This is a genomic window from Pseudoalteromonas tunicata (genome assembly GCF_002310815.1).
GTDB lineage: Bacteria > Pseudomonadota > Gammaproteobacteria > Enterobacterales > Alteromonadaceae > Pseudoalteromonas > Pseudoalteromonas tunicata.
On record NZ_CP011032.1, the window covers coordinates 3,677,226 to 3,701,735 of the forward strand.

20 protein-coding genes are annotated in these 24,510 nt (G+C 38.3%); 15 read left to right on the forward strand and 5 right to left on the reverse strand.

Annotated elements, in window-relative coordinates:
- The first annotated feature begins 244 nt into the window (after positions 1-244).
- From PTUN_RS16665 to PTUN_RS16725, 13 genes are all read left to right on the forward strand, one after another.
- A complete protein-coding gene (locus PTUN_RS16665; protein ID WP_009840743.1) occupies positions 245-742 on the forward strand; it encodes a TlpA family protein disulfide reductase in 498 nt (165 codons plus the stop codon).
- Between the two features lie 457 nt (positions 743-1,199).
- Positions 1,200-3,023, forward strand: a complete 1,824-nt coding sequence (locus tag PTUN_RS16670; RefSeq protein WP_009840742.1) for a hypothetical protein — start codon at positions 1,200-1,202, stop codon at positions 3,021-3,023.
- A gap of 20 nt (positions 3,024-3,043) precedes the next feature.
- Positions 3,044-3,961 carry a hypothetical protein gene (locus tag PTUN_RS16675; protein ID WP_009840741.1) on the forward strand — a complete coding sequence of 306 codons (918 nt, stop codon included), beginning with the start codon at positions 3,044-3,046 and terminating at the stop codon, positions 3,959-3,961.
- A gap of 51 nt (positions 3,962-4,012) precedes the next feature.
- Entirely contained in the window at positions 4,013-5,962 is a 1,950-nt protein-coding gene (locus PTUN_RS16680) for a hypothetical protein (protein WP_009840740.1), read from the forward strand.
- Between the two features lie 69 nt (positions 5,963-6,031).
- Positions 6,032-6,586 carry a hypothetical protein gene (locus PTUN_RS16685; RefSeq protein WP_009840739.1) on the forward strand — a complete coding sequence of 185 codons (555 nt, stop codon included), beginning with the start codon at positions 6,032-6,034 and terminating at the stop codon, positions 6,584-6,586.
- Between the two features lie 36 nt (positions 6,587-6,622).
- Positions 6,623-8,992, forward strand: a complete 2,370-nt coding sequence (locus PTUN_RS16690) for a PKD domain-containing protein (protein ID WP_009840738.1) — start codon at positions 6,623-6,625, stop codon at positions 8,990-8,992.
- Positions 8,993-9,012: 20 nt separating this feature from the next.
- Positions 9,013-9,510, forward strand: coding sequence for a hypothetical protein (locus PTUN_RS16695; protein WP_009840737.1), 498 nt, complete (start codon positions 9,013-9,015; stop codon positions 9,508-9,510).
- 11 nt (positions 9,511-9,521) lie between these two features.
- Complete coding sequence (locus PTUN_RS16700) at positions 9,522-10,109, forward strand: hypothetical protein (RefSeq protein WP_050760069.1); 588 nt, start codon at positions 9,522-9,524, stop codon at positions 10,107-10,109.
- 17 nt (positions 10,110-10,126) lie between these two features.
- On the forward strand, positions 10,127-10,702 hold the full coding sequence (locus PTUN_RS16705) for a hypothetical protein (RefSeq protein ID WP_009840735.1): 576 nt from the start codon (positions 10,127-10,129) through the stop codon (positions 10,700-10,702).
- A 74-nt stretch (positions 10,703-10,776) separates the two neighbouring features.
- Positions 10,777-11,289, forward strand: coding sequence for a hypothetical protein (locus PTUN_RS16710; RefSeq protein ID WP_009840734.1), 513 nt, complete (start codon positions 10,777-10,779; stop codon positions 11,287-11,289).
- Complete coding sequence (locus tag PTUN_RS16715) at positions 11,290-11,844, forward strand: hypothetical protein (RefSeq protein WP_009840733.1); 555 nt, start codon at positions 11,290-11,292, stop codon at positions 11,842-11,844. It begins immediately after the preceding gene.
- Positions 11,841-12,344, forward strand: a complete 504-nt coding sequence (locus PTUN_RS16720) for a hypothetical protein (RefSeq protein ID WP_009840732.1) — start codon at positions 11,841-11,843, stop codon at positions 12,342-12,344. Before PTUN_RS16715 ends, PTUN_RS16720 begins: the two co-directional genes overlap by 4 nt.
- A 45-nt stretch (positions 12,345-12,389) precedes the next feature.
- Entirely contained in the window at positions 12,390-12,893 is a 504-nt protein-coding gene (locus PTUN_RS16725; RefSeq protein WP_009840731.1) for a hypothetical protein, read from the forward strand.
- Between the two features lie 311 nt (positions 12,894-13,204).
- Here PTUN_RS16725 and PTUN_RS16730 read toward each other — a convergent pair whose 3' ends face one another.
- The 5 genes from PTUN_RS16730 to PTUN_RS16750 form a co-directional block, all read right to left on the reverse strand.
- Positions 13,205-13,888, reverse strand: coding sequence for a hypothetical protein (locus PTUN_RS16730; RefSeq protein WP_040644376.1), 684 nt, complete (start codon positions 13,886-13,888; stop codon positions 13,205-13,207).
- A 212-nt stretch (positions 13,889-14,100) separates the two neighbouring features.
- Positions 14,101-16,296, reverse strand: coding sequence for a S9 family peptidase (locus tag PTUN_RS16735; protein ID WP_009840729.1), 2,196 nt, complete (start codon positions 16,294-16,296; stop codon positions 14,101-14,103).
- Between the two features lie 167 nt (positions 16,297-16,463).
- On the reverse strand, positions 16,464-19,874 hold the full coding sequence (locus tag PTUN_RS16740) for a S8 family serine peptidase (protein WP_009840728.1): 3,411 nt from the start codon (positions 19,872-19,874) through the stop codon (positions 16,464-16,466).
- A gap of 393 nt (positions 19,875-20,267) precedes the next feature.
- Positions 20,268-20,849 carry a hypothetical protein gene (locus tag PTUN_RS16745; protein WP_157579399.1) on the reverse strand — a complete coding sequence of 194 codons (582 nt, stop codon included), beginning with the start codon at positions 20,847-20,849 and terminating at the stop codon, positions 20,268-20,270.
- Between the two features lie 8 nt (positions 20,850-20,857).
- Positions 20,858-23,251 carry a S8 family serine peptidase gene (locus PTUN_RS16750; protein WP_009840726.1) on the reverse strand — a complete coding sequence of 798 codons (2,394 nt, stop codon included), beginning with the start codon at positions 23,249-23,251 and terminating at the stop codon, positions 20,858-20,860.
- Positions 23,252-23,448: 197 nt separating this feature from the next.
- Between PTUN_RS16750 and PTUN_RS16755 the strand changes: the two genes are divergently transcribed.
- Positions 23,449-23,919, forward strand: coding sequence for a DUF2721 domain-containing protein (locus tag PTUN_RS16755; protein WP_009840725.1), 471 nt, complete (start codon positions 23,449-23,451; stop codon positions 23,917-23,919).
- A 100-nt stretch (positions 23,920-24,019) separates the two neighbouring features.
- Positions 24,020-24,463 (forward strand): c-type cytochrome, encoded by a 444-nt coding sequence (locus PTUN_RS16760; protein WP_009840724.1) that lies wholly within the window; start codon positions 24,020-24,022, stop codon positions 24,461-24,463.
- Positions 24,464-24,510: the final 47 nt, after the last annotated feature.

Below are 24,510 nucleotides of genomic sequence, written 5' to 3' on the forward strand. Positions count from 1 at the left end.
GTATATCAAACTCGCTTTTTATAAATGAATATATTGATGTTTTTTTCACTCATCACCCACTTAGCGCATCATTATCCTTCAAGTTAAACGAGACTGATTTATTTGAGCATGTTTATTTGAAAGAGTTTATGACAATAACGCTTTTAAGGTGTCGACTGTAAAATGAATCAACTAGACATCAATACAAAAAGCGCTGTAAGCTCTGGACACTCATAAAAATAACAATAATTAAAAGTGACCGACGATGAAATCAATACTAGTGCTTCTGGCAAGCTTAACCTTATTTGCTTGTAGCCAAACACCGAATCTACAACCTGAGGACAAACCAAATTATGAGACTTATATTGCTGAAGGCGACTCATTTAAGCAGTTAAACTTCACCAGTATTGCTGGTGATAAAATCAATCTAAATGAGCTCCCTAAACGTAAACTCATCGTGTACTTTGCCACTTGGTGTCACGACTCGCAGCGTGCCATGCGCCAAATAATGGCCTCTCCTTTAGCAGCCGATAACAACTTACAAATTGTAGGCGTTGGCCGAGAAGAAAACGCCGCAAACCTTGAGAAATTCCAACAAGAATATCAACTAAATTTTCCACTCGTGAGTGATATTGACCGCTCTTACTATAACCAAGTCGCCAACGCAGGTATTCCTCGCTTAATATTGCTTGATAACAATAACAACGTGGTTAAAACCATCATTGGCGAAATACCCAATACCATTGACTATCTTGTTTGGTAGCATTGTTTTAAAAACAGTTTAGTTGGCGGACTAAACTGTAACTTCACTCTTTTGTGATTAAATCAATAATCCACCACATTTTCAGCAAAAAAAAATTATTAACTAAACCGAGAAAAACACCTGCTCCAAGTCAAAACCTTTTAAGCACACTAAAGCCCACCACGAACCTTTTTAAAACAGGCTTAAAACAATAAGTAGAGACTTACTCCAAATATCTTCTATACAGATGAAACTCCCCCTTAAGCGACTCAGATATAAAATAAAATCGCAGCTAAATTTTCATTACTCCTTTGATACAAACAAAAAACATTAGCACTTTTGTTTCTAAAAAAGATAAAAATAATCTAACTCTGTTTACTTTATTATTTTGTGGATCTAATATGGGTCCAAGATAAAATGTTAATAATGTTAAATATTTGCATTTTAAAATCAAAGTCTTTTAAGGAAATAGTTTTAAATGGAAGTTACTCGCGTTAGCAAATTTGTTACTTTAAATCTGAAGTTATTCGTTTTTAGTCTATGTAATCTCGGTAGTGCATTTGCTGCTGAGGCAACCTGCCCAACTAACTTTCAGGTTATAAATTACAGCCCTCAGGCATGTTATTCTGAATTCAATGAACAAAATTGTACCGATACTTGCTCAGCTGCAGATCCAGTATTTCAACCGAGCTGCTTTAAGCAACTTTCTATACCTTGCGATACTGTCGCTGACCTAAAAAATCATGCTACAGGCTTCCAACAAAGAGGAAGCTATGCTTGGTTTCACGTTACAGATTTATTAACTTATGACGCACTTTTATCTGACTTAAATATTTTTCAACAAGAATTATACCTAGAACTTTACGGTGAATTTGTAAACACTCCAAAAAATTTCGGCTTTAGCCCCGCAAGTGATCAATTTAGAAGAGAAAACTTCCGTCTATCTTTACTATCAGCTCTCGATACATTAACAACCCCATTAAGGTATGCTGCATTATATCGACGTTACTCATTGGGAATATCTCTAGAAACTCAGCTAAATGATTCACTTGCTACTATGATGAATCAAATTGACTCCTTCCCATATTATTCAAATACACAAAGAAATGAGCTAAAAGCTGAGCTAGAGATTGTTGTGACTCAGCAAACACGCTATTGGCAACTATTAAAAAAGTATAATACGAATCAAATCGCAGAAGGTCGTGTCTCACTCCTTAATAAGCGATTGAAAACATTCGAAAACATCTTAAAATCACTATCACCAGACCTGCAAACTGTGATTATTAACAAGTCTCTTAACTTTGACCGTTACATTGATATTAACCTACAAAAATGTGGGTTAGATTTATGTTATGAAGAAATAGTCACCCCGGCTGTGGCACTCTTTTACCCTGATTTTGACTTACGTCTACTAAAATTCGAACAAATATTAACAGCCTTAAATAATGAAGCTGCGGCACTGAGCAATATATATGATGGCAATTATCAAGTTGTAGAGCCTCATTTATTAAAGCTGCCTGATTTTTCAGGATTTATAAATAACAAACTATCTAATTATAAAACAAACCGCTCGTACGCTAACTTAGAACGCTTAGCGACTGCGATTAATATTGCGTACCTTTCTAAAAATCAAACCGGAAAAGAAACACTCTTACAGCTAACCCAAATCAGTGATGTAACCAATAATCAGGGGTTAAGTACTTTGGCATCATTTGAGAGCATGCCTATCTTGTTATGTAATGAGTTCTCTCAAATCAACCCAGAATTAACAAACATCCAGCAAGAAAGCTTTCAGTTATCATTACAAGGTAGAAGTATAATTAGCCAAATTATGCGAGATGGCCATACACAAGCTTTACTAGATCATCTAACCTCAATCATCGCCCGCTTAAATGAATTAGCTGCAAGAAGTGTTGTAATTGCTAATGTTGAGCAGTTTACAGACGATCGATTATTAACAGTAAACTGGACATTATTTGACACTCTGCCATTAAATGAAGCCCATCAACTAATAGAAATTGAATATTTTGATTATAACGGCATGTTTTGGACTCCCAAAATGTCTGCTGGATTATCAGACTTATTTCCAGCTATTCACAGCCTGAGCACCGTAACAGGATCACTGCTGCCAAATGGCATAGCAGTTAATTCCCAACTCAATACCTTACAACTCACACTTAAACAAGCCGCATACAGTGCCTGTTCACCAAACAATAAAGAAATAAATATGGTGGTAAAAATTACAGACGAACAAGGAATTGTTAGCCGCCAAGTTTTAACCGCAACTCTTGATCAAATCTAGCCAATTTTAAGGATTTAATAATGAAAGCCATACTACTCGCGTCGCTGACATTGACAGCTTCGACATTTGCGCACGCCTTCCCTGTTGAAGTATTTGATGCCAGCACTCAATGCGTCTCCAGAATGACAAGCACTGGTGAGCGCTTTGTACCACCGTGTAATTTCTCTGATATGAATGTTTATTCTGAACAAAATACGTATCACAGCAATAGTTTAATTGTGCGTAGTGGGCTATTTAAAACGGCACTTAATTACAATTTTGTTTGTGAATCTATACGACCTTTATCAATTCGCTACACCCTAAGTGCTGGTGCTGGGGCGAGTTCTTCAAATCGGATTTCAGGTTCTCGTAGTGATGAAAGTAATACCATAGAGCTAACACATGGCTTTACTAATGCAACATTAAATTTTGCAAATCTCGAAGGTGCAACAGGCTTTCAAGCAATAAAGCCAGGCTGCAATTTAGCGGTACAACAACTACTTACTTATCCAGAACCAAGGTACTTCAATCAATTGGCAACTCATTTGGTGTCATATAACAATCAAATGAAAACGCTTATTAGTATCGCTATACCATCAACAAACCACATCAGTTTGATTAATACAATAGATAATTCTTTAGCCACATTAGAAATTTTACAATTCGATATCGAAGATGATTTTTTACTTGATACGGTGCAGGCAACAATGACAGAGCTGACAGCGGCCAAGTCTCATTTAACTAGAAATTGTAGTGTAGGTAGCAATTCAGCACTTTGCACTGCCGAAATAGCCAATCTTAGAAGCGTTATATCAAATAGTTTGATTATCAACGAAAACAATATCTCTGAGCTTCATAACTTCTTAAATGAACAAGTCAGTTGGCTTTCAGGACGACCTTTAGGCCGAGATCTATTAATTCTATCCAATGGATTAAACAAACTGAAAAGCCAACTTTAATTTCGATTAGTTGACTTGAAAGGATCTATAACCCCGTAAAGGAACTTAAAAATGTACGGAAAATTAATAACCATTTCGGTTATCACAGCACTACTACAAAGTAATGCTGCAAATGCTTTACCCGATGCTCGAAAGGGTAACCCATTAGACTCAATCGGCATACAAACTCCCGCTGGAGTGGGTGATGTTGCTATCGATCACGAAGATGCTCACACGCTACATGTTGGACCAGCTTCCATAAAGCAAATCCGAGGCACCTACGCCGAACTTGGTGCTGCAGGTCCACAATGTGCCGATTATATTAATATTAAATCTCAAGCATATCGCCAACTTGCAACCCCTGTGCTGCAAGAGCAAGCTTATTTAAATAATGATTTTGTAAGTAACTGGTATCAACTAACTTATGGCATTCCTCGTGCAAATATTGATGGTTTAAACGAAATCAAAAATGCACGAAAAGTGATAAATCAAGCAGCCCTAGAGAATGATGGGGTTATTGATAACTACTACAGACTTAAAACACAATGGACTGGCATTGAAACTGAGTACGCTTTATTACTAGAAGAGCGAGACAAACTCGACAGAGGCCAATCAGATGAAACAACCAATTGTATCGCCACAAGTGGTGGTGACTCCAATAAAATGTACACCTGTATTGTTGGTGTCATCAATAAATATCAACCACTTAAAGATGCACTTAATGTAAAAATTAGCGCAATTCAAAGTGAACGTGATGCAATTAGAAGCAGTTATTATAGCGCTAAAGGGTCTTATGACGCTTACAAAGAAAAAATAGACATTGTTAGCGGTAACGTAGCTTTCCACTCTCAAATCCTTGCTGCACAAACGATTATTTCTAAAAGTGCATTTGAATTAGAAGATAAGCTAGTTAAAACAGAAGGTGTAAAAATCACTGGTCTAGCGAGTGCTGGTTATAACCTGTGGGACCAAGAAAGAAATCTTCTAGCTAATGCCCTCTACAATGCAGGCCATAGTAATTATAGCGTCAAGCAACTGGATGTTTTCAACGTTCGCTTAAATTCAGGCGTAACTCGCAACAACCCAAATGTAAATGTTGAAGGCCAAAGTATTTTCTCTAAAAATGTCTGGAGCTTCCCAGCAGACACTTTATTAAATAACAATATAGTAAGCGACTGGTCTATGCCATTTGAACGAGAAGATCGTGGCGATACCATTCATTTTGATACTATGGATAAAAACTCCTTTGCCTCTGGCGGTATTGATTTCTTCGTTACAAAAGATGCCCGCTGTGGTGAATATACTCAAGAAGTTGAAGAGCATTACTCTGGTACAGATAACAACGTCACAGTTTCTTGGAAAGTAATAAGAAAATTATATGAGCCTCAACCAAACAGAGTCGTTTTAACTGCAAACTTAGGCTTATCGTATAATTATTATGCTTACCCAGGTCCAATCAAAGGTGAGTGTACTATTGATGTAGATCGTATGAATAGCTACTGGAGAAATAGCGGCAAATCAAAAGGTTGGAGCTGGTTTAGAACTAAAACCAACAGCTGGGATAACATCCGCGAGTCAGCAAGAGAAAATCTTGGAATGGATTGTAAGCTTGATCTAAAACCGCAATCAAATGATCCTGCTGTTGCCGCTGAAATTGCACAAAATATTGAAGTGCAAATGTATAACGATATGTGGCAAATGTTCTTATCTGTCTATGCAGAATCTTATGATGTAGAAGTTGTCGCACCTGAAGTAACCGATGCTGGTGAAAGTGATGTTGGCGCAACATTAGGCAGTGGCCTAACAAAAGTATGCGCTCTAAACGCCTACTGCCAATTCGGTAATATTGTTTTACGCACTCTCGATAAAATCGGTGGTTCTAAAGCACAAGGTACAACTTCTCATGTTTCTACTCAGTACGGAAAAATCTGGAAACGATTTGAGAAAAATACATGGAATGTTCAAGAAGGTAGTGCCCTAGTGAAAGCTAAGGTCTGTGTTGATGAAACACAGTGTAACTAACTTTCAATAATAAAATGGGGAGTCTCCCTCCCCATTCTCAAATAATTAATCAAGAATATAGGATTTGGTATGAAAACAAGTTTGATTGCTGCAGCCATCGCTGCAGTCTCTTTAACTAGTTATTTTGGGTTTTTCTATAATAATCAAAGTAATGAGCTAATGCTAACTGACGATGTAGCTCAACCTATCTCTAGTGATTTGAACAGTGCGCCCTCTACGGTTAATACTCCAATCAAAAATACACAGATAACAAACGAAACAATCACCCCCGAGCGCACCACTAAAACACAAACTGTAGATATACAAGAAATTGTCAAAGAAACGCTTGAGATCGATCTCAGTCAAGAAAATGAATACTACAGCTTTATCATCACTCAGTTTCCACAACTGAAAGACGACATCACCACCTATCGTGCTGCGGTCAAAACACAACGAGAGCAAGTTGAAATATTTGAAGCAAATATCTCGGAACGTAATAAACGCATCGCTACAAGCCGCTTTATTCCGGCAGGTTCAGACGACGAATTAATATACCAGCGAGACCTGCTTTTAGAACAAGCGAAAGAGCTAGGTAAGCAAGCAATGGTTTTAAATCAAGCAATTAGAGACGCTGCATACAATTAATTATAAACGATGAATTGACTCATCAAGGAGTAAAGCATGATATGGAAAAATAGTATTGCGGCATCAGCGTGTTTATTAGTTGCTGCTTGCGGTGGAGGTGGCAAAGAACCAATTAAACATGAACTCTCAAAAATAAATACAGGTCCAGTAGCTAAGATTGAGCCTCAAATCTCAAGTTTGAAGTTGGGTTCCGAAACGACCTTTAGTGCTGCAAATAGTTATGATTTAGATGGTGATAACCTAAGCTATGAATGGACATTAATTCGCAAATCAGATCAAGCTTCTGTAGCACTTGATAAAAATAACAATGATAAAATAACTGTTATATTGGAAGATGAAGGGGAATATTTACTTACATTAAAAGTTAATGATGGGAAAATATTAAGTACACCGGCTCAGTTACAATTTTCTCTTGCAGGCAGTACAAATTTAACCGCTAACGCAGGTATTGATTTCACCGTCAAAAAAGGTCAAGTGGTTAACCTTAACGGAGCCCAAAGCAGCACTTTAAATGGTGTGATTAGTAGCTACAAGTGGGAAATCATTGAAAAGCCACAAGGTAGCACTGCGAGAATATTTAAAAATCAACGCGTAAAAACTAATTTTGTTGCCGACAGAGTTGGCCTCTACCGTGCTGAATTAACTATCGAAAATAGCCTAGGTGCAATCGCCAAAGATACTGTTGAAATCAATAGCGATGCATTAAATGTAAACTCGAAACCCGTCGTAATCTTAACAAGTGAAAAATCACTTGTTAAGCCAAATGAAGTGCTATTAATCGATGCGACTCAAAGTTACGACCCTGATCGCTTTGATAGGCTTTCATTTGCCTGGTCGATACTTTCTGCCCCAGCTGAAAGTGACGCTACATTAAGCTCACTGATAAGCTCAAGCACTAGTTTTTCGGCATCAGTAAATGGGGAATATGTTGTTGGATTACGACTAGCAGATTCTCATGGCGCCTATAGTGATGGAATCTATCAAGTCAGTGTCGCTTCAAGTAATCAAGCTCCAATTGCACAATTAGGTAACGACATGAGCACAGTACTTGGGCAGTCAGTTACTTTATCCTGCGAGTATTGTTTTGATCCTGAAGGGGACGAATTGAGCTACAACTGGCAATTATTAGGGCAACCCGACACCAGTACTAGCGTGCTTGAATCCACCACCAGCCCAATTGCAACTCTTAACCCAGATATGATAGGCGAATATTTAGTTGCAGTGATAATTTCTGATGGCGAAACCGAGGTCACTTCAAATACACAGATAATCGATGTAAGAAATAACCAAAAACCAATCTCAAAAATATTTGCTCCTTTAACAGCTTCATTAGGAGAGAGAGTAATTCTAGATGGTTCACACAGCTTTGATCCTGAAGGTGCTGAACTTAACTATGAATGGAAAATAATTGATCAGCCAAATCATGATGAGATATATGACAACTCTTCTGCTTTAGCATATTTCACCCCTATGAGTATCGGCGACTATATTGTCTCCTTGCGAACCAATGATGGAACTCAATATTCAGATCCAGAAACAACGGCTATTTCTGTCAAAGAAAATCAAGCACCTGTCATTGTAATTCAAGGAGATCTTAATCGTACTATTGCATTAGGGGAGAATGTCGACCTAAACGCAGCGCAAAGTTACGACCCAGAAGGTGAAGCGATTACGTTCCTTTGGACATTGCACAAACCAGATAACTCTACCGTAACCCTACAAGATGATAGTGCCAAAATACTACAGTTCACTCCTGATATTGCAGGTATTTATATCGCTACCCTAACCATTACCGATCCAGCAAATAACTTATCTAGTGAATCAATAACAGTTGAAGTTACTGATCTATCTGATGTTCTAACTGGAACAGTTAAAGGGCGCATTGTCGACACGACTTTGAGCGGTGTAGAAAATGCACTACTTAGTATCAACGGTAAAGAATATAGCTCTGATCAAGAAGGCTTTTTTAATATTACTCTGGATATAGAAGAAGGAAACGCTATAAAGATTCTTACCGCAGACAGCCGTTTAGTAAAGGCGCAGCATGTCACTGCAGTAATTGCTCAGCAAGATTTTATTATCGATTTAGGCGAATCTTTCGTTCCAGTTAAACAGGAAGTAGATACTTACTTATGGACCTGTGGCGACTATTCGGGCCCAGAAAATATTAATTTACGCTTTAACATGATTGATACCTTCCCTGCGACAAACAAGTTCACTACTCACTTTGATGAAACATTTAGTTTCGCCATTGATAGCAATAAAAGTATAGCGCTTCCTTCAACGGCTTCTTATGAATTATTCGTAGATGATGAAGTAACAATTACAGCGCCAGGACCTAAAGTCACCATATATTATGCACCTATTTTAGGGGCAATGAACATTGTCACTATTTGTAATAAATAAATTAACAGGAAACTATAAAAATGAAATTAATCAGCACCTTAACAGCTCTCGCATTTTCTTTTGGAGTAAATGCGGTCGAACCTATTTATGTTGGCGGAACCCAGTATAGCTATACCGAAGCTGATTTTAATGCCATTCATCTTGATGGTAACGTTATCGGTTATGAAACAGAAATAGATGTCTTACTAGATGAATACGATGAATATCTAGGCGGATATCCAGAGCTTATTTTTGATGTGAGCGGCCACGTGGTAGGAACTATTGGTCGCCTGCCTATGAAAGTAGAAATGGATGTTACCTGCTCGGGCAAAGACATAGGTTACGACGCAGATCTGATAATCAATAGAAGGGGCCAATTAACCCCTGCCCGTTTTTCTATCTATAACAGACTTACAACCGAAGGCCAATGTAAGAAACTAAAGCTAAAAATAAAAAAAATGGATTCATCAACTTCTGATACTGAAGCAACCATCGACGCATTCAACGTTAATCTAACTATTTATCTCAACTTAATGTAAGGAACACCCCCATGAAAACACTATTAATGTTATTCATTTTTATCACACTCAATATTTTTTCATTTAGTGCATTCTCTTCTGAAGAACAGGATGTAAATCCATTAAGACGGCAATGTTGCGATGACCGAGACAGAATCTGTGAAATCCAACGCATGCAAGATTCAGTTTCGATAGATCAAATGTTTGCTGCAGCAAAACCTATGATTTTAAGCACGCCAATTTACGTTGGCGGAGCAAGATACACCTTAACTAAATCAGACTTTAATCCTGTTTATACCACTAGAGTGATTTATGACCCATGTTTTATGAGTGAGCCTCGAGTAATCAATATCTTAGTTGGATATGAAGTAGTTTTCCCAGTCGATGGTGATTATGGACAAAACCTCTTTTTTGACATTAATGGTCGTTCAAATAAATCAATGAGTTTAACAGCTTCTTGCGGTACGTTTAGCGCATCTGATTCAGGGAGTAAATTCATAATATCTCAACGAAAAAATACAGGTGGGAGCTGTAAAAATATGCAGCTGAAATTTACATTTCCAACTAATTCAGCACCAGCATCTATCGACCTAACAGTAACAATTTCTGAACAGCTTTAAAAAAGAAAAGGTCTAAAATGAAACTTTTAAATTTATTGATTGTAATCTGCATATCCTTTTTGTTGACTAGCCCTCTATCCGCAAAAGAGCAGAGTGTAAATCGAGTACCACCGCCATGTTGCGCACCTTGGCCACCTATTGAACCTTGTGTCTATAACGTAGACCCAGAAGTCAAAATTCAGCAGTTTTTTAATACTCAAGAAGTGCTAGATCCTATCTACATCGGCGGTGAACGTTATGCATTAAAGAAAGAAAACTTCACACCTATTTTTACAACCGTTACTCATACATGCCCTGATTCAGATCCTTTACAAGTACGTTACTACACAGGTTATGAATTATCACTGCCGGTTTACAACGATTACGGCCAAAAAATATTTTTCGATATTGCAGGAAAAACAGATAGACAGATGAGCTTAAATGTCTCTTGTGGGTCATTTAGTGCTTCCGATGCAGGGGATAAATTCTACATTTCAGAATCCGCCATAACAAGCGGAAGCTGCACCACAATAGTAATGAAGTTTAATTTTAATCGTACGCCTTCATTACCAAGGTATTTAGATTTAAACCTAACAATTTCCGAAGAACTGTAAATTACCGCTATAAATCTAGCATTCTGCCACATCCATTGTGGCAGAAATTTTAGGAATAATAAGGATATATACCAATGAAAATATCACTTGTGGCAATCTCTTTAATCGCTATCTCCAATAGTGTTTATGCTGCCGATCCAGCACCAACCCTGAGCGTTGATCAAGAAGCAATTGTGCTAAATGAAACTGATTTTAGACCTATTACGACGACTTGGGCAAATCGAGAAGTTATCACAGGCTATGAAGCATTGATAAATCTCTCTGGAGCAAAAGATACATTAATCTTTAATACCAATGGAGAAGTGTCTGCTAAATGGTTTGCAGCTAATTTTTCTATGGTGACAAAGTTAACTTGTAATGGGATCCCTATCGGAATGAGCAAGGTATATGGGCAAAGAGTAAATGGCCAACCAACTCCGGCAAAACCTATGATTACTGAACTTAGGCATAACGTAGAACAATGTGACCAATTAAAAATAGAGTTATCAAAGGAAGGCTCTTTAAGTCGCCAATTCTATACCAGCATTCAAAATATCAGTTTTACTGTTTCAGTTCATGGACTTAATAATACTCAAGGAGGAATCTAAATGTTTAAAATAATCATGAGCACTGGCTTGCTTGCAGTAAGCACTATGAGTTTTGCTTCAGAAGTAAGCCAAGTATTTTCTGATCAAGATATGCAGCAACAAGGTGATAGTTACGAGCTTACAATTTATCCTACAGTACTCACTAATGCAGCCGTTATTGAGCTGAACTTAAATATGCAAAGTAAAGGCAAATTAACGTCAGAAATGCAATCTGTTTGTACACAATGGCAAGGGGAATTATGCACAGGTCCAAATAAAGATATTTGGTACAGTGAGTTTTTGCATGAAGTTAATCTAACCTTACATTGCGATGACAAAATTCTGTATCAAGAGCGAAAGAATAATAGTGAATTCACTAATGAAGAAATCACCAATCTGAATAGCTCAATCTCATTTAACAAGAATTTAATTACAGTAAATCCAGTTAGTTGCAGCGCAATAAAACTTAATCTTCAAACTTTTCATGGTGATAAAACAGCCATCATTGAAGGAAGTATTAGTCTGAAAAACAGTACTTCTGACTCAATAAACTCCAATTATGAGCTGGTAAAATGAATAAAATACTATTGATATCAAGTGTACTGCTGTGCTCTTCAGCAATTGCTCAGCCGATTGATGTGGGAGGAGCAATTTACGAATTAAGATTTAGTGATTTTAATCCCATCCAAGTTCCTTATGCAGGCAGCCAAGCTGTTATTGCTTATGAGGCTACTATTGATGTGGATGGTGATTTTGGCCAAGACCTTATCTACAAGGTAGGTGGAAGTGTTGAAACAAGATGGTTTGCAGGCAACATGGCTGTAAGTTTATCGGCAACGTGTAGTTCTCCTAATCTAGAACAACCCATTTTTATCGGTGAAGATCTTGATTATGGTGATAGATATCAACATGTTTCTTACTTAGCGAAGCCAAACTTTGTGAGCTCTCTAAACACAGGTGGCTATTGCCAATCATTAACGGTAAGAATTGATAAAGAAGGCCATTTAAGTCGTCAGTTTTATACTCGGGTAACAGACCTTAAATTTAATGTTCAAATAGTCGAAAAACTATTCTAGTCGCCAAAAGGCACCTTTTGGTGCCTTTTTCATAAGGAGTTAGTGATGAAATACTTTCTAATATTAGCAGCATGTTTGATATCTAATGCCGCTTCGGCACTTCCAACATTTTTTGTTGGTGAAGCAATGCAGATAACTAAGTCTGATTTGCAACCGATCACTCAATTTTATAAGCGCGAAAATGGCGTTGATAAATATGCTGAAGTGGCATACGAAGTTGAGTTTCCAATTTATGGCACTTATGGGCTAACTGAAATAGACGTTGAACTCACTGGTAACATTTACTCAGCTTGGTACTCATCTAATTTTGGAATGAAAGTCGCTGTCTTTTGCAACAATACAATAGTAGCAAACGACACATCTTATGGTGTCCGATATGAACATGCTAGCTACCTAGTTAAACCTCAAATTCATGTTGATAGTTATCCAATTCCTGATGGGTGTGAAAGCATTAAAATTAGAATGGAAAAACAAGGGAATCTATCGCGCATGTACTTTACAAATATCATGGACATTGATGTCAGGTTGTACATAACAAATAAATTCTAATTATAGGGGCTTTTATACTGTAGCGTATTAACCTCACAACAACATGCAACCTTACTTGTTGTCCTTAAAACTTTAAGTAAACCTCGATAAAAGTTATAAAGGTTAAAGCCAATATTAAGAATTAGCTTTAACCTTTAGCCTTAAACTACTTTACTGCTTGTTCTGGCCTGCTAAATCAAGAAAGAACGCATACTCTAACGCGCGATCTTTTAAGCCTTTAAAACGACCCGAGCCCCCCCCTGATCCACTCCATATCAATTTAAAGTAGGTAACTTACAATAAAAGTAAGTTATTTAAGGTCAACCAATATATTAATCTAAGTGACATGTACTACATCTTGGCAATGGAGCTGGCCCTAGACTCCAACCTCCAATGGTATTGGTATATCGGTAAAATTCGGACACCTGAACAGTATCGTTATTATCAACAAAATCGACAACAAACTTTTCTAACTGCCCAATACCAGCACCCGCAGCTATATTTGCAATCGTTATTCCAATAATAATATTATTTGAAAGATTAGTACCACAAGCGTCTTTACATGTAACTGTTATTCTAGTCATCTTTTCACCTATATCTTTATCCGCTTGGATAGAGTGGTGTGAAGATAATTTTTTGGCATTAATTATCGAACCATCTGCGATTCTTTCGGCCATGACATTTTCAAATTCTCTTAACACTTCTACAGGTAAGCCATAAAAGTTGGCTAAGCCTATTTTTTGTCCATTGATTAGTTCTGTTAGCTCTAATTCTGTCATATGTTCATAAGCATATTGACTTAAAGGAAGTAGATTAGGCTCTTTATCACCATAATACATAGACAAAAATTGATCGAGGGCAAACTTCATCTTATTGGGTGTTATCTTGATTAACTGAGCACCTGTTGCAATATTTTCTTGGATTTGTGTTTCATTATGTTGGATATCTTCAGCTTGACTAAACGGCACTACAGAACAACAAATCATAAAACTCAATATTTTTATACTATTTTTCACTTTAAATAACTCCTTGAAATTGGGTGCAAATATGTAACAAAGAAAACCCATAACAGCAACAAAATAAATTTGAAAATAAGATTTTTAAACATGAATTCTACTGCAACTATCAACAATAGTGTAACCCCAATACTGGATAATAAATCTACTATTCAGATCAAGGTTAATGCCTGTTATTTCACTGTAATTAAAAAGTAACTTTTATTAAAGGTTTAAAGTTTATTTTTCCCTGCTAAATCAAGAAAGAAGGCATATTCTAACGCGCGGTCTTTTAAGCCTTTAAAACGACCTGATGCACCGCCATGGCCGGCTTCCATATCTACTTTAAACAACAGCTTGTTATCATTGGTTTTATAATCACGCAGTTTGGCAACCCACTTGGCTGGCTCAAAGTACTGCACTTGTGAATCGTGTAATCCTGTTGTTACCAATAGGTTTGGATACGCTTGCGCTTTTACTTGGTCATAAGGCGAGTATGACAGCATGTAATCGTAATACGTTTTATCATTCGGGTTACCCCATTCGTCGTATTCATTGGTGGTTAGTGGAATACTTTCGTCGAGCATAGTGGTAACCACATCCACAAATGGCACATGCGCTGCAACCCCTTTATACAATTCAGGCGCTTGGTTGATCACCGCCCCCATTAACAAACCACCCGCACTGCCACCTGCGGCAAAAACATTATCTTTATTACCATAACCTTGAGTCGTCAGCGCTTTAGTAACATCAATAAAATCATTGAAGGTATTTTGCTTTGTTAGTTTTTTACCATCATCATACCAAGGACGGCCCAGCATTTGTGAACCACGAATATGCGCAATGGCATAAACAAAACCACGGTCAAGCAAGCTTAAACGTGAACTCGAAAAGCTCGGATCCATGGTTGAACCATATGAACCATAACCGTATTGATACAAAGAGTTAGAGCCATCTTTTTTAAATTTATCTTTACGATATACCAGTGAAACAGGCACTTCGACACCATCACGGGCTTTGATAAAAATTCGCTCAGAGGCATAGTTATCAGCATTAAAATCACCCAGCACGGCTTGTTGTTTCAACTGTACTTTTTTGCCAGAGGCTAAATCGATATCATAATGGGTGCCTGGTGTGGTCATGCTGGTGTAGTACACTCGAAGCGCGCTGCTATCAAACTCGCCGTTACCATACATATAGACCGAAAATGCCGGATCATTAAATGAAAGGGTGTGTTCTTTTTGAGTGGTTAAATCACGCACCTTAATGCTGGTTTGACCTTTTTCACGCTCTTGATAAACCATGTGATGATTAAATAACTGCACCCCTTCAAATTTTACATTTGCACGATGTGGGATCACCTCTTGCCATTTGGTTTTATCACCTAACTCGTCTTGATGCACTTTCATTAAACGAAAATTTACCGCATCAAGATTAGTGGTAATGTAATAGTATTGACCTAGTTTTGATGCATCATATTCCAAGCCTTTTTCACGCTGAACTAAGCGCTGTGGCATTGCTTTGGGGTTATTAGCATCAATGACCGACACACCTGATGACTCGGTGCTGCCATGATTAATAAAAATCACACTACCATCTTTGCTTTTACCAATGCCAGTGTAATAAGTATTATCTGTTTCTTCATACACTAGCTGGTCATCACTTTGTGGTGTGCCAAGCGTATGGCGATACACTTGATAGCCCAGTAAAGTTTGCAAATCTTTTTTAATGTAATACACGGTTTTGTTATCGTTAGCCCACACAACATCGCCTTCAGTGCCTTCAAGTACATCTGGCAACATAGCTTTTGAGGCTAAGTCTTGAAATTTTACGCTGTAAACGCGGCGACTCACTTTGTCTTCACCAAACGCCATTAACTGTCCATTTGGACTGACATCTAAACCTGATACTTGATAATAAGCATGATCTTTTGCCAATGTATTAACATCTAACAGTATTTCTTTATTGGTACCACTCACATCAGTACTGCGCACATAAATTGGGTATTCGTTATCACCACGCATTTCAGTTGAGTAAAAATACTGGCCTTTTTTCACAGGTACTGAGTCATCATTTTTTTCAATACGCGCTTTCAGCTCTTCAAATAATTCAGCTTGTAGTTTTTCGGTATGTGCTAATTGGGCGTTGGTATAATCATTTTCTGCGGCTAGGTGAGCAAGGATCTCAGGGTCTTCACGTTTATCGTCACGCATCCAATAGTAGTTATCGATACGTTTATCACCATGAATTTCCATTTCATACGGTACTTTTTTAGCTACTGGCGCAAGAGCGACGGATGTTGTTGCTGAAACAACCTCTGTAGTGGGAGATGAAGCTTGTAAGTTAGCCGGTTGCTCTGTGCAAGCACTCAATACAGCAAGGGAGATTACACTGAGTAAAAAAGAGTATTTTTGAGCCATGATGATCATTATTCCTGTTATTTTTCATCGGAATGAGCATCATAGAGCAGCAATAAAAACCATACTATAGGCTGATGTAAATGGTTGTAAACTTTCCTTTAATTTTCCAATACGCAATAAAAAAGGCTCTGTATAAAACAGAGCCTTAAAATAAATAATATTTAACTATAAGCTAATTATTTTTGCTTTCTGCGACGTAAGATTGCAAATGGTGCTGCAAGTAATACTAACCAACCCATAGAACCCGCTGATTTTTTATGCACTACTGGCGGCGGAGTTACTACCGGCTGCTCTGATGCTTCATCAGCCAAGTTGTTGATATTAACAGTAACCATTGCGCTTGCAGACACATTACCTCGTGTATCTGTTGCAACAACTTCAAGCTCAACCATAGTTAAACCTGCGTCATGGTCTAACTGAGCTGCATTAGCTACAACTACCTTGCCCATCGCATCAACTGTGATTGCTGTTGAAGTTGAGTTTACAACAATAAATTCAGACACAGGGTTTGCAAGTAATGCATCATATGTCGCTGATAATTGACCGATTACAGTACCTGTTGCGGTATTTTCATCAACTGAGAACTCAGTATCCATCAATACTGGTGCAGTACGAACATCAGCCATCGGGTCGACATTAATTGCTTTTGAACCTGAATCAGACAGCATAGTGAATTTAGCTCCTGATACAAGTAATTCAGCAGACTCACCTGGTGCTAACATTTCAACCTGATTTCCAGTCGAATCAAAAAGTCCTGCAACAGGTTCTGAGATAGCAAAAGTATATTGTGCCGTTGCATTATCTACTGAATTAGTAGGGATTGGAGTCCAGCTGTACTCTTCTGTACGGAAGCGAACATTTGCTTGCACTTTACCTAACTGATCAGCTGTTAAGCCAAAACTACTTAAACAACTTTGTACGGTTACGAAGTTATTTCCAACCGTATGGTAAGCATTACCAATGGCACCGCTTGTTGAACCATAAGCATGCGTGAAAGAAATCGCAGTACCAGGTTCAACATCATAGAACCACTCTAATTGACCAGCTTGCGCCGTTACATCCCAAACACCATCTTGATTTAAATCGAAATCGGCCATAAAGCCACCCACATAAGTATGTGTGATGCCTTTATCCATTACGAAAGTAGTCAATACCGCGTAACCTGACTCACAAAAAGTAGCAGGTACATCAATCGTCTCTATCGATGCGCTCACTAAATCAAAACGAGAACCGTCAATGTCATCACTTGCAACAGTAGGCGCAAAGAAAGGCTCGAAATTAACAGCACCGGTATTGGTTAGCATATGCGCTACACCGTTCTCTGTTTTTTCAGGCATTACACTGACTGATGCTGCAGCTTTAGGTAATATGTGGTAAACAAGATGGAATGCTTTTTCGCCACCTTCACTGAAGTTTAATGCACCATCAAGTTCTGATGTCGTTAATAATTCAGTGGCGGCAACACTACCCACATTGCTTGAATCAAGCATCCACTCTGGTAATTTAGCTGGATCAATTGTTGCGACAACATCAAACGATACGGTTTGACCAGCAGGTACTGTGACTGAAGAAGGGAAGCTCATACTAAGGGCACCGCGCTCTTCATCATCAGCAAAGCGCTGAGTTAAAGAAAGCGAATATGTTTTAGCAGAATTAGAGAAGTTTTTAACTTCAACTGTTTTTGTTAATGCTGTTGTTTGTGACAAATTAACCAAACCAAACGATAAAGCTGCCTGCTTGGTATCTTTTGCCCACGCAGCAACAGGTAAGTTGGCTGCTTTTTCAACATCAACTAAACCGGAACCAATGTAACTAATTGGTGCTAAGGCTGCATTTGGGTCAATTGAGCGGGCCTTCATCGTTACATCTAAATTAGCAGCATTCATTAGCGTTGCTTTTAACTCAAGTGCATTACGCTCTGGCAATGCTTCTTTAAGCAAGCTCATAGCACCCGCAGTAATTGGACCTGAGAAAGAAGTACCAGTAGCGCCAGATAAACCATCACCTAGACCTGGGTGTGCGGTCATAATGTTCACACCAGGAGCAGTAATTTCAGGCTTTAAATAGCCATCCATTGATGGGCCACGAGAAGTAAACGAAGCAATTGCACCACTTGTAACTTTTACCTCTTCTTTAAAGCTAAATGTTGCTGTTTCACCCGCATTTAATTGCGCTTTTAAATTATTTGCATCAGTTTGAGTAACAGAAACCGTGCGGATTGTTACATCAGGGCCTTTCGGTCCTGCTGACATGCCAGGTGCAGCACCTTCACGATTATTTGCGATAATTACAAATACGGCACCCTTACTTTGTGCATAAAAAGCTTTGTCCGAAAAGTTACAAGTTCCACGGTCAATCATCACAGCTTTACCAGTAAAATCAGTATCTGCTGAAAACGGATCACAACCTTCTTGATTTTCTGTTGGATAGATTAACTCAGCATCAAGATTACTAAATTCAAATGGACCTTCAGCACCAAAGGCTGCTGTACCAAATTCGGTTTCAACGCCCGCAACCGTTGCAGTGCCAATAGCAGCTTCATCTGTTGGATGAGTCATAGCACCAACAGATAATGCGTTTTCTGTAGTACTTGGACCACCCACGATAAATGGGTAAGCGCCGTCGTTACCTGCTGAAATAACTAAGTTAGTGCCAAGTTTTACCGCTTGGTTAATAAAAAGGCCAACAGCATCTAATGCTTTATCGCCATAATTACCACCTAAAGACATATTAACAACGTCGACACGATCAGAGATGTCACCATCGTTATTTGGATCCATTGCATTTTCAAGCGCTAAGATTTGCGCCAAACCAGAACAACCGTCGTCACAAACTGAATAAACATAGAGCTCAACATTTGGTGCAATACCAGTAACAGAATGAGAAACGTGGGTACCATGATTGGTATCAACATCAATAGGATCAGCATCATTATTTACGTAATCGTAACCACCTTTGATTTGACCTTGCGGCCAAACTACTGATGTAGGGTCACTAATTGCTTCTTCGTATGCTGCTGCGGTACCTGCACCACCAAATGCGGCATGGGTATAATCAACGCCAGTATCTAATACGGCAACTTTTACACCATCACCTTTTGCAATACCACTGGCAACCAAAGGTGTTGCTTTTACATAATCAGCACTATCTGCAACATCTAATTCATAATCAAAAACTGGATAGATATTATCTACTTCTGGTAATGATAATAGTTGCGCTAACGTATCTTTATCACCTTCAACAACAATCGAATTAACTAATTTACTGGTACGCGCTAATACCTTTACATTTAAATCAAGCGCTTGAATTGAAGCTTCAACTTTAGCTTGAACATTTGCGATTGCAGAAACTGACTGTGATTTCTCACCAAATGAAGCTTGTGATAAAGCTGCACCATGTAATTTTACCACCCAGCTTTTTGCTTCACGTTTAACTGCGGTATCTTTTTTAGTAACTTGCGCTTTAACTGCTTTTTGATTTTTTTGATTATATTGTTCAAACGAAGCTGCTGATACTTGTTGTGCCGTAATTAAAACACCACTTACAGCTAATGCTATTGCAGATTTTTTGATAATTCCCTGAGACATATTCACCCCGAATATTATTGTTAATTAGATGTTCTAGTTTGTAAACAAAGAACAACTATATCCCCTTTAGAAACAAAAAAGCAACCGATTAACCCAGCAATTAAGGAGTAATAAACATAAAATTTACATAACTGATTTTATCTGAAGTTTTTTTTAAAAAAAATTAGGAGAAAATCTTAAAAAATTCATAATGTTGATGAAACTATGAATTTTACAGAAATAAAAACTAAGGTAGTTTTATAACAGCGAAAAATCCTCAATAGGGATTTAAAGTTTGTTGATATTTATATTAGAAAGGCTTTAACAACCAGTATGGTGAAAAAGAAAAAATCCAGAGTGATTATCTCGCCTCTGGATTTATTAATTTAAATATGACTTAAAACTGTATTGCTATTAAAAAGCTTGGTTTAAATTCTCTAAACGCTCTAACTTTGCAGCAGTTACTAAACCCGAAGCGATTATTTTGGCTTCAAGTTTTTTAAGTTCAACTTGCTTAAGTGACTTCACAATCACAATGCCAATACCTAAATCCTTAACAACTGTTAAACCAAGCTGCTCGGTAAGCTTTGATAAATTGTCATCACTGCTAATATGCACTGCAATGTTACCCGTAACAACAGCTAAACCACCCGAAATACTATTTCTTAAGACATCTCCTGCAAACAGGCCTTTTTGTATCTCGGTATCACTCGATGCATTAATTAAAGCGTATTCACCTTGATTACCTGCAACCTCCGATGGTGTTGCCAAAAACTCAGGTATCGCTTTCATCCCTTGAATTTTTACATAACCGTCCGTAATTACTTCATCATTATGCTTAAAGTCATTCGCTTTAAAGGTAGGTAATTCAACATGTGGTAATGACTGTACTTTTTGTTTTGGCAGCGATAACTCTTCATGCGCTGTCGCTTCAAATGCAACTACATTGATGGCCAAAGCACTCGTTAGTGTCATTATGTGTTTAAACTTCATCATTTTATTCCTTACTCTACACGGCCAGTTACACGAATACCCCAACCTTCAAGTACTGAAGGTGTTTCATTCGGGACCACTACACTTAACTTACTCTCATCATTTAGATAAACAACTTGAGCTGGATCAGCTGCATCTACCACTTTAACTGTCCATTCTCCTTTACTGTTTTCACCATAAAAAGCATGTGATAAAAAGCTCACACTTGGAGCATGTATAAAGCCATTTAAAAAATAACGAGAGCTAGCAACCGCAGGAGTTAAATTTGCTTGCCCTGAAGATAGAATAATCGCTTTAGTACCTGATGGCGAAGTCACTTCAATTGCTAAATCAGTCGCTGCTGATGATTGCATATCACCAGGGATTTGCTCATGACTGTAATCAAAACGAGTTTCAGAGTTTGCAATGGTAAAGCTAAACTGCATCGCTTCAACCACCAAGTCTGAATCAACCAACATGCTATGGCTTGCACCAACAACTGAATTATTAGGTACACTTAAAGCTAACGGCTCACCTTGCGCTATAAATGCAGGTCCAGCTTCACCAATAACTACATCAACCGCTTGGCCTGTAAAATACCAATCACTTTGAACTTGTGGTGTAAGTGAAGTGAAACCTTTTGCCATTTTTACAGCTTCGCCTGCATTTACGCGACCTAAACCATAAAAGTTATTAAATTTATAGCCCGCAGCATTTTCAACCCAGCCTAAATGAGCGGTAAATTCACCATCACCTGTCGTACGTATAATAGGTGTATCTTCAGGGTCAGTTTGAGTGGCTGTGGTTGCTAGCACATGTTTGATATCACGCGCCGTCAGCGCAGGATTAGCCTCCATGACTAACGCTATCACACCCGATGTATTAGGCGCCGCAGAAGAAGTACCATTCATGCTGTTGGTATAATTACAGCTTGCATTTAATGGATGACCTGGGTAATCAAAGAAGTGATAACCAGCAACAAAACCTGCAGGTTGGCCATACAAACCTTCTAAATAGTTTAACAATGGAAAACCTGATGAACCATTCAGACACGTCATATTATCTGTAGTGATCATTGCAGGTTCCCATTGGCCGCTTTCACCCGCTGGCGCACTTAAAAACAAACCACTTCCAGATGTCGAATAACTCGCGCGCTTTCCGTTAGCTTTTAATGCACCGACAGTCACATGGTTTAAGCTTCGGTTAGCTGCTGATACATTCATATCAATACAACCTAAGCCTAACTCGTTAGTGCCTGATTTTTTACAAAAATCACCATCGCTATGACGACCTGACTCGAAATCATTACCCGACGCCTTAACGCTAATTGCGCCTTTACCATTACGCAATATAGTCGTTGCATAACTCGTTAAATAATTGTCAATCTGGTCATCAGGTAAAAATAGTGCAGGGTTAGAACCATAACTACGGTTAAATAATACTTCTTCATCCAACGCGATCCCACTACCTGGGAAACCATTTATGATAGCTTGTACATTGAAATCATTTTGTTTGGTTTTGCTATGAATAAAGTTCATACCAATGAGCTGTGCATCTGGTGCAACACCACGGCCGCCTTTGCCATTCCACCCTTCTGCTGCAATCAATCCAGCTACTGCTGTACCATGGTCACTAAAATCACCAAATGACTTATAAACACCATCAGCAGGAACAGGTTTTGTAGGATCAGTTTGATCAAATGCACCTGGATTTAAATTTAATGAACGATAAGGTAATACGTTATCATCTAAATCTTCATGGCGAACTTCTAGGCCAGAATCAACAACAACCGCAATCACTCCTTTACCTGTGACACCTTGCTGATAGGCTTGTGCCACATTCATATCAGCCCCAACTAGCGTAAGATTTTGATTAAAATGATCTAAACGAGTTTGCTTATATTGGGCTATTTCATCATCTGTAGTTAACCCATTTAACTTAGCCATCACAGTTAAAAACTCATCACTACGGGCAAAAGCACGCTGACCTGTATTACGCAAATGCCACTGCTCATTTGCAAGCGGATCTTTTTCGACTCCTGAAATATTGATCTTCGCCGACGCTGATTTACCATTCGCTGTAACCGTGTAATCAATCGATGCATCTTCACCCGTAAGTGAGATGTAAGTAAAATCACGCCCACTAAGCGCCATCGTCCCGTGACTAAAATGGTAAATACCATCCACCGCAGCCACCGCTTGGCCATTTTCAGCAAAACTAAAACTTAACTCATCACCATTTGAATCTATCGCTTTTAATGAATCCGTTACAGGCACCCAATGTTTTAGATTTGTTAACTCAACATTATTTGCACGCGGTGCAATATCGATCACTGCTGTTTTTTTATCATTATCACTGCCACAACCTGACAGCGTTATCATAATGGCTGCAGACAATACAGACATTTTAAATAGTGTGTGTTTCATAAATCCCCTAAGATTTTTATTTTTTTGAGCCTCTGCAAGGTACACAAGCGGACACTTACTTACAACACGCTATTTACAATCGTTATCAATATAAACAATACGATGCAGTTATGTTACAACTTACTGAGTATTGCGACTGGTGCGCAAACTAGGCATAGTAACGATAAATCTATCACCACAAAATTAAGCTCACACTTATGAATAGCGAAGCACTTAACATTCTCACCATGGCTAAATTAATCCAAACAGCTGTAGCGCCTGTATTTTTAATTACAGGAGTTGCAGCAATGCTTGGGGTATTGTCAAACCGCCTTGCTCGCATCACTGATAGAGCGCGCCAACTAGAAAAAAAAGTCCGTACCTCACAGGATGAATCGTTAAAAAAACTACTCACCACAGAATTACGAGCGCTTTGGAAACGCGCACGCTGTATTCATATTTCTTTTAGCTTGAGCGTATTGAGTGCATTGTTAGTTTGTACTGTGGTTATGGCTTTGTTTGTTAGCCATTTACTTGAAGTGAATTTAAACATGACAATTGGTATTAGCTTTGTCGGTGCCATGCTCTTTTTAATTTTTGCCATGCTGTCATTATTAGCAGAGGTATTTTTAGCCACACGCTCGATGCGCAGAGGCATGATTTTTACGCATATCGATTTAGATGACTAAAGATGCATATTTTTAATGCACCTTTAACCGCATTTTATTGCACCAAGTCACTGCATCAGGTAAAAGAGTCTGATAAATAATTAGTTCAGGGGTGAACATGATGAAAAAAACAATTTTATTACTCAGCGCATTATTAGCGACGCCAGTGATGGCAAATTCTATTTTCGAAAAACCAGAAGATGCTATTGAATATCGCCAAGCTGCTTTTTCGATGATCCGCGTACAAATTAGCGACATGGGTGACATGTTAAAAGGAGCAGTACCTTTTGATGCTGAGCGTTTTAAAATGCGAGCAAACAATGCCGCAGCTTTATCTAAAATGCCGTGGGAGGCTTTTGCTCCAGGTACAGACAAAGGCGAAACAAGTGCGCTAGCTGCCGTTTGGTCACAAAATGATGAGTTCATTAAAAAAGCAACAGCATTTCAAGACTATGCAGACAAACTAGCTGTTGCAGCACAATCAGGCGATCAAGCTATCATAGGTAAAGCTTTTGGTCCTTGGGCGAAAGGCTGTAAAGATTGCCACAAGACATTTAAAGACTAAATAACTTATTGTCTAACATTTTGATAAAATATAAAAAAGCGCCTTAT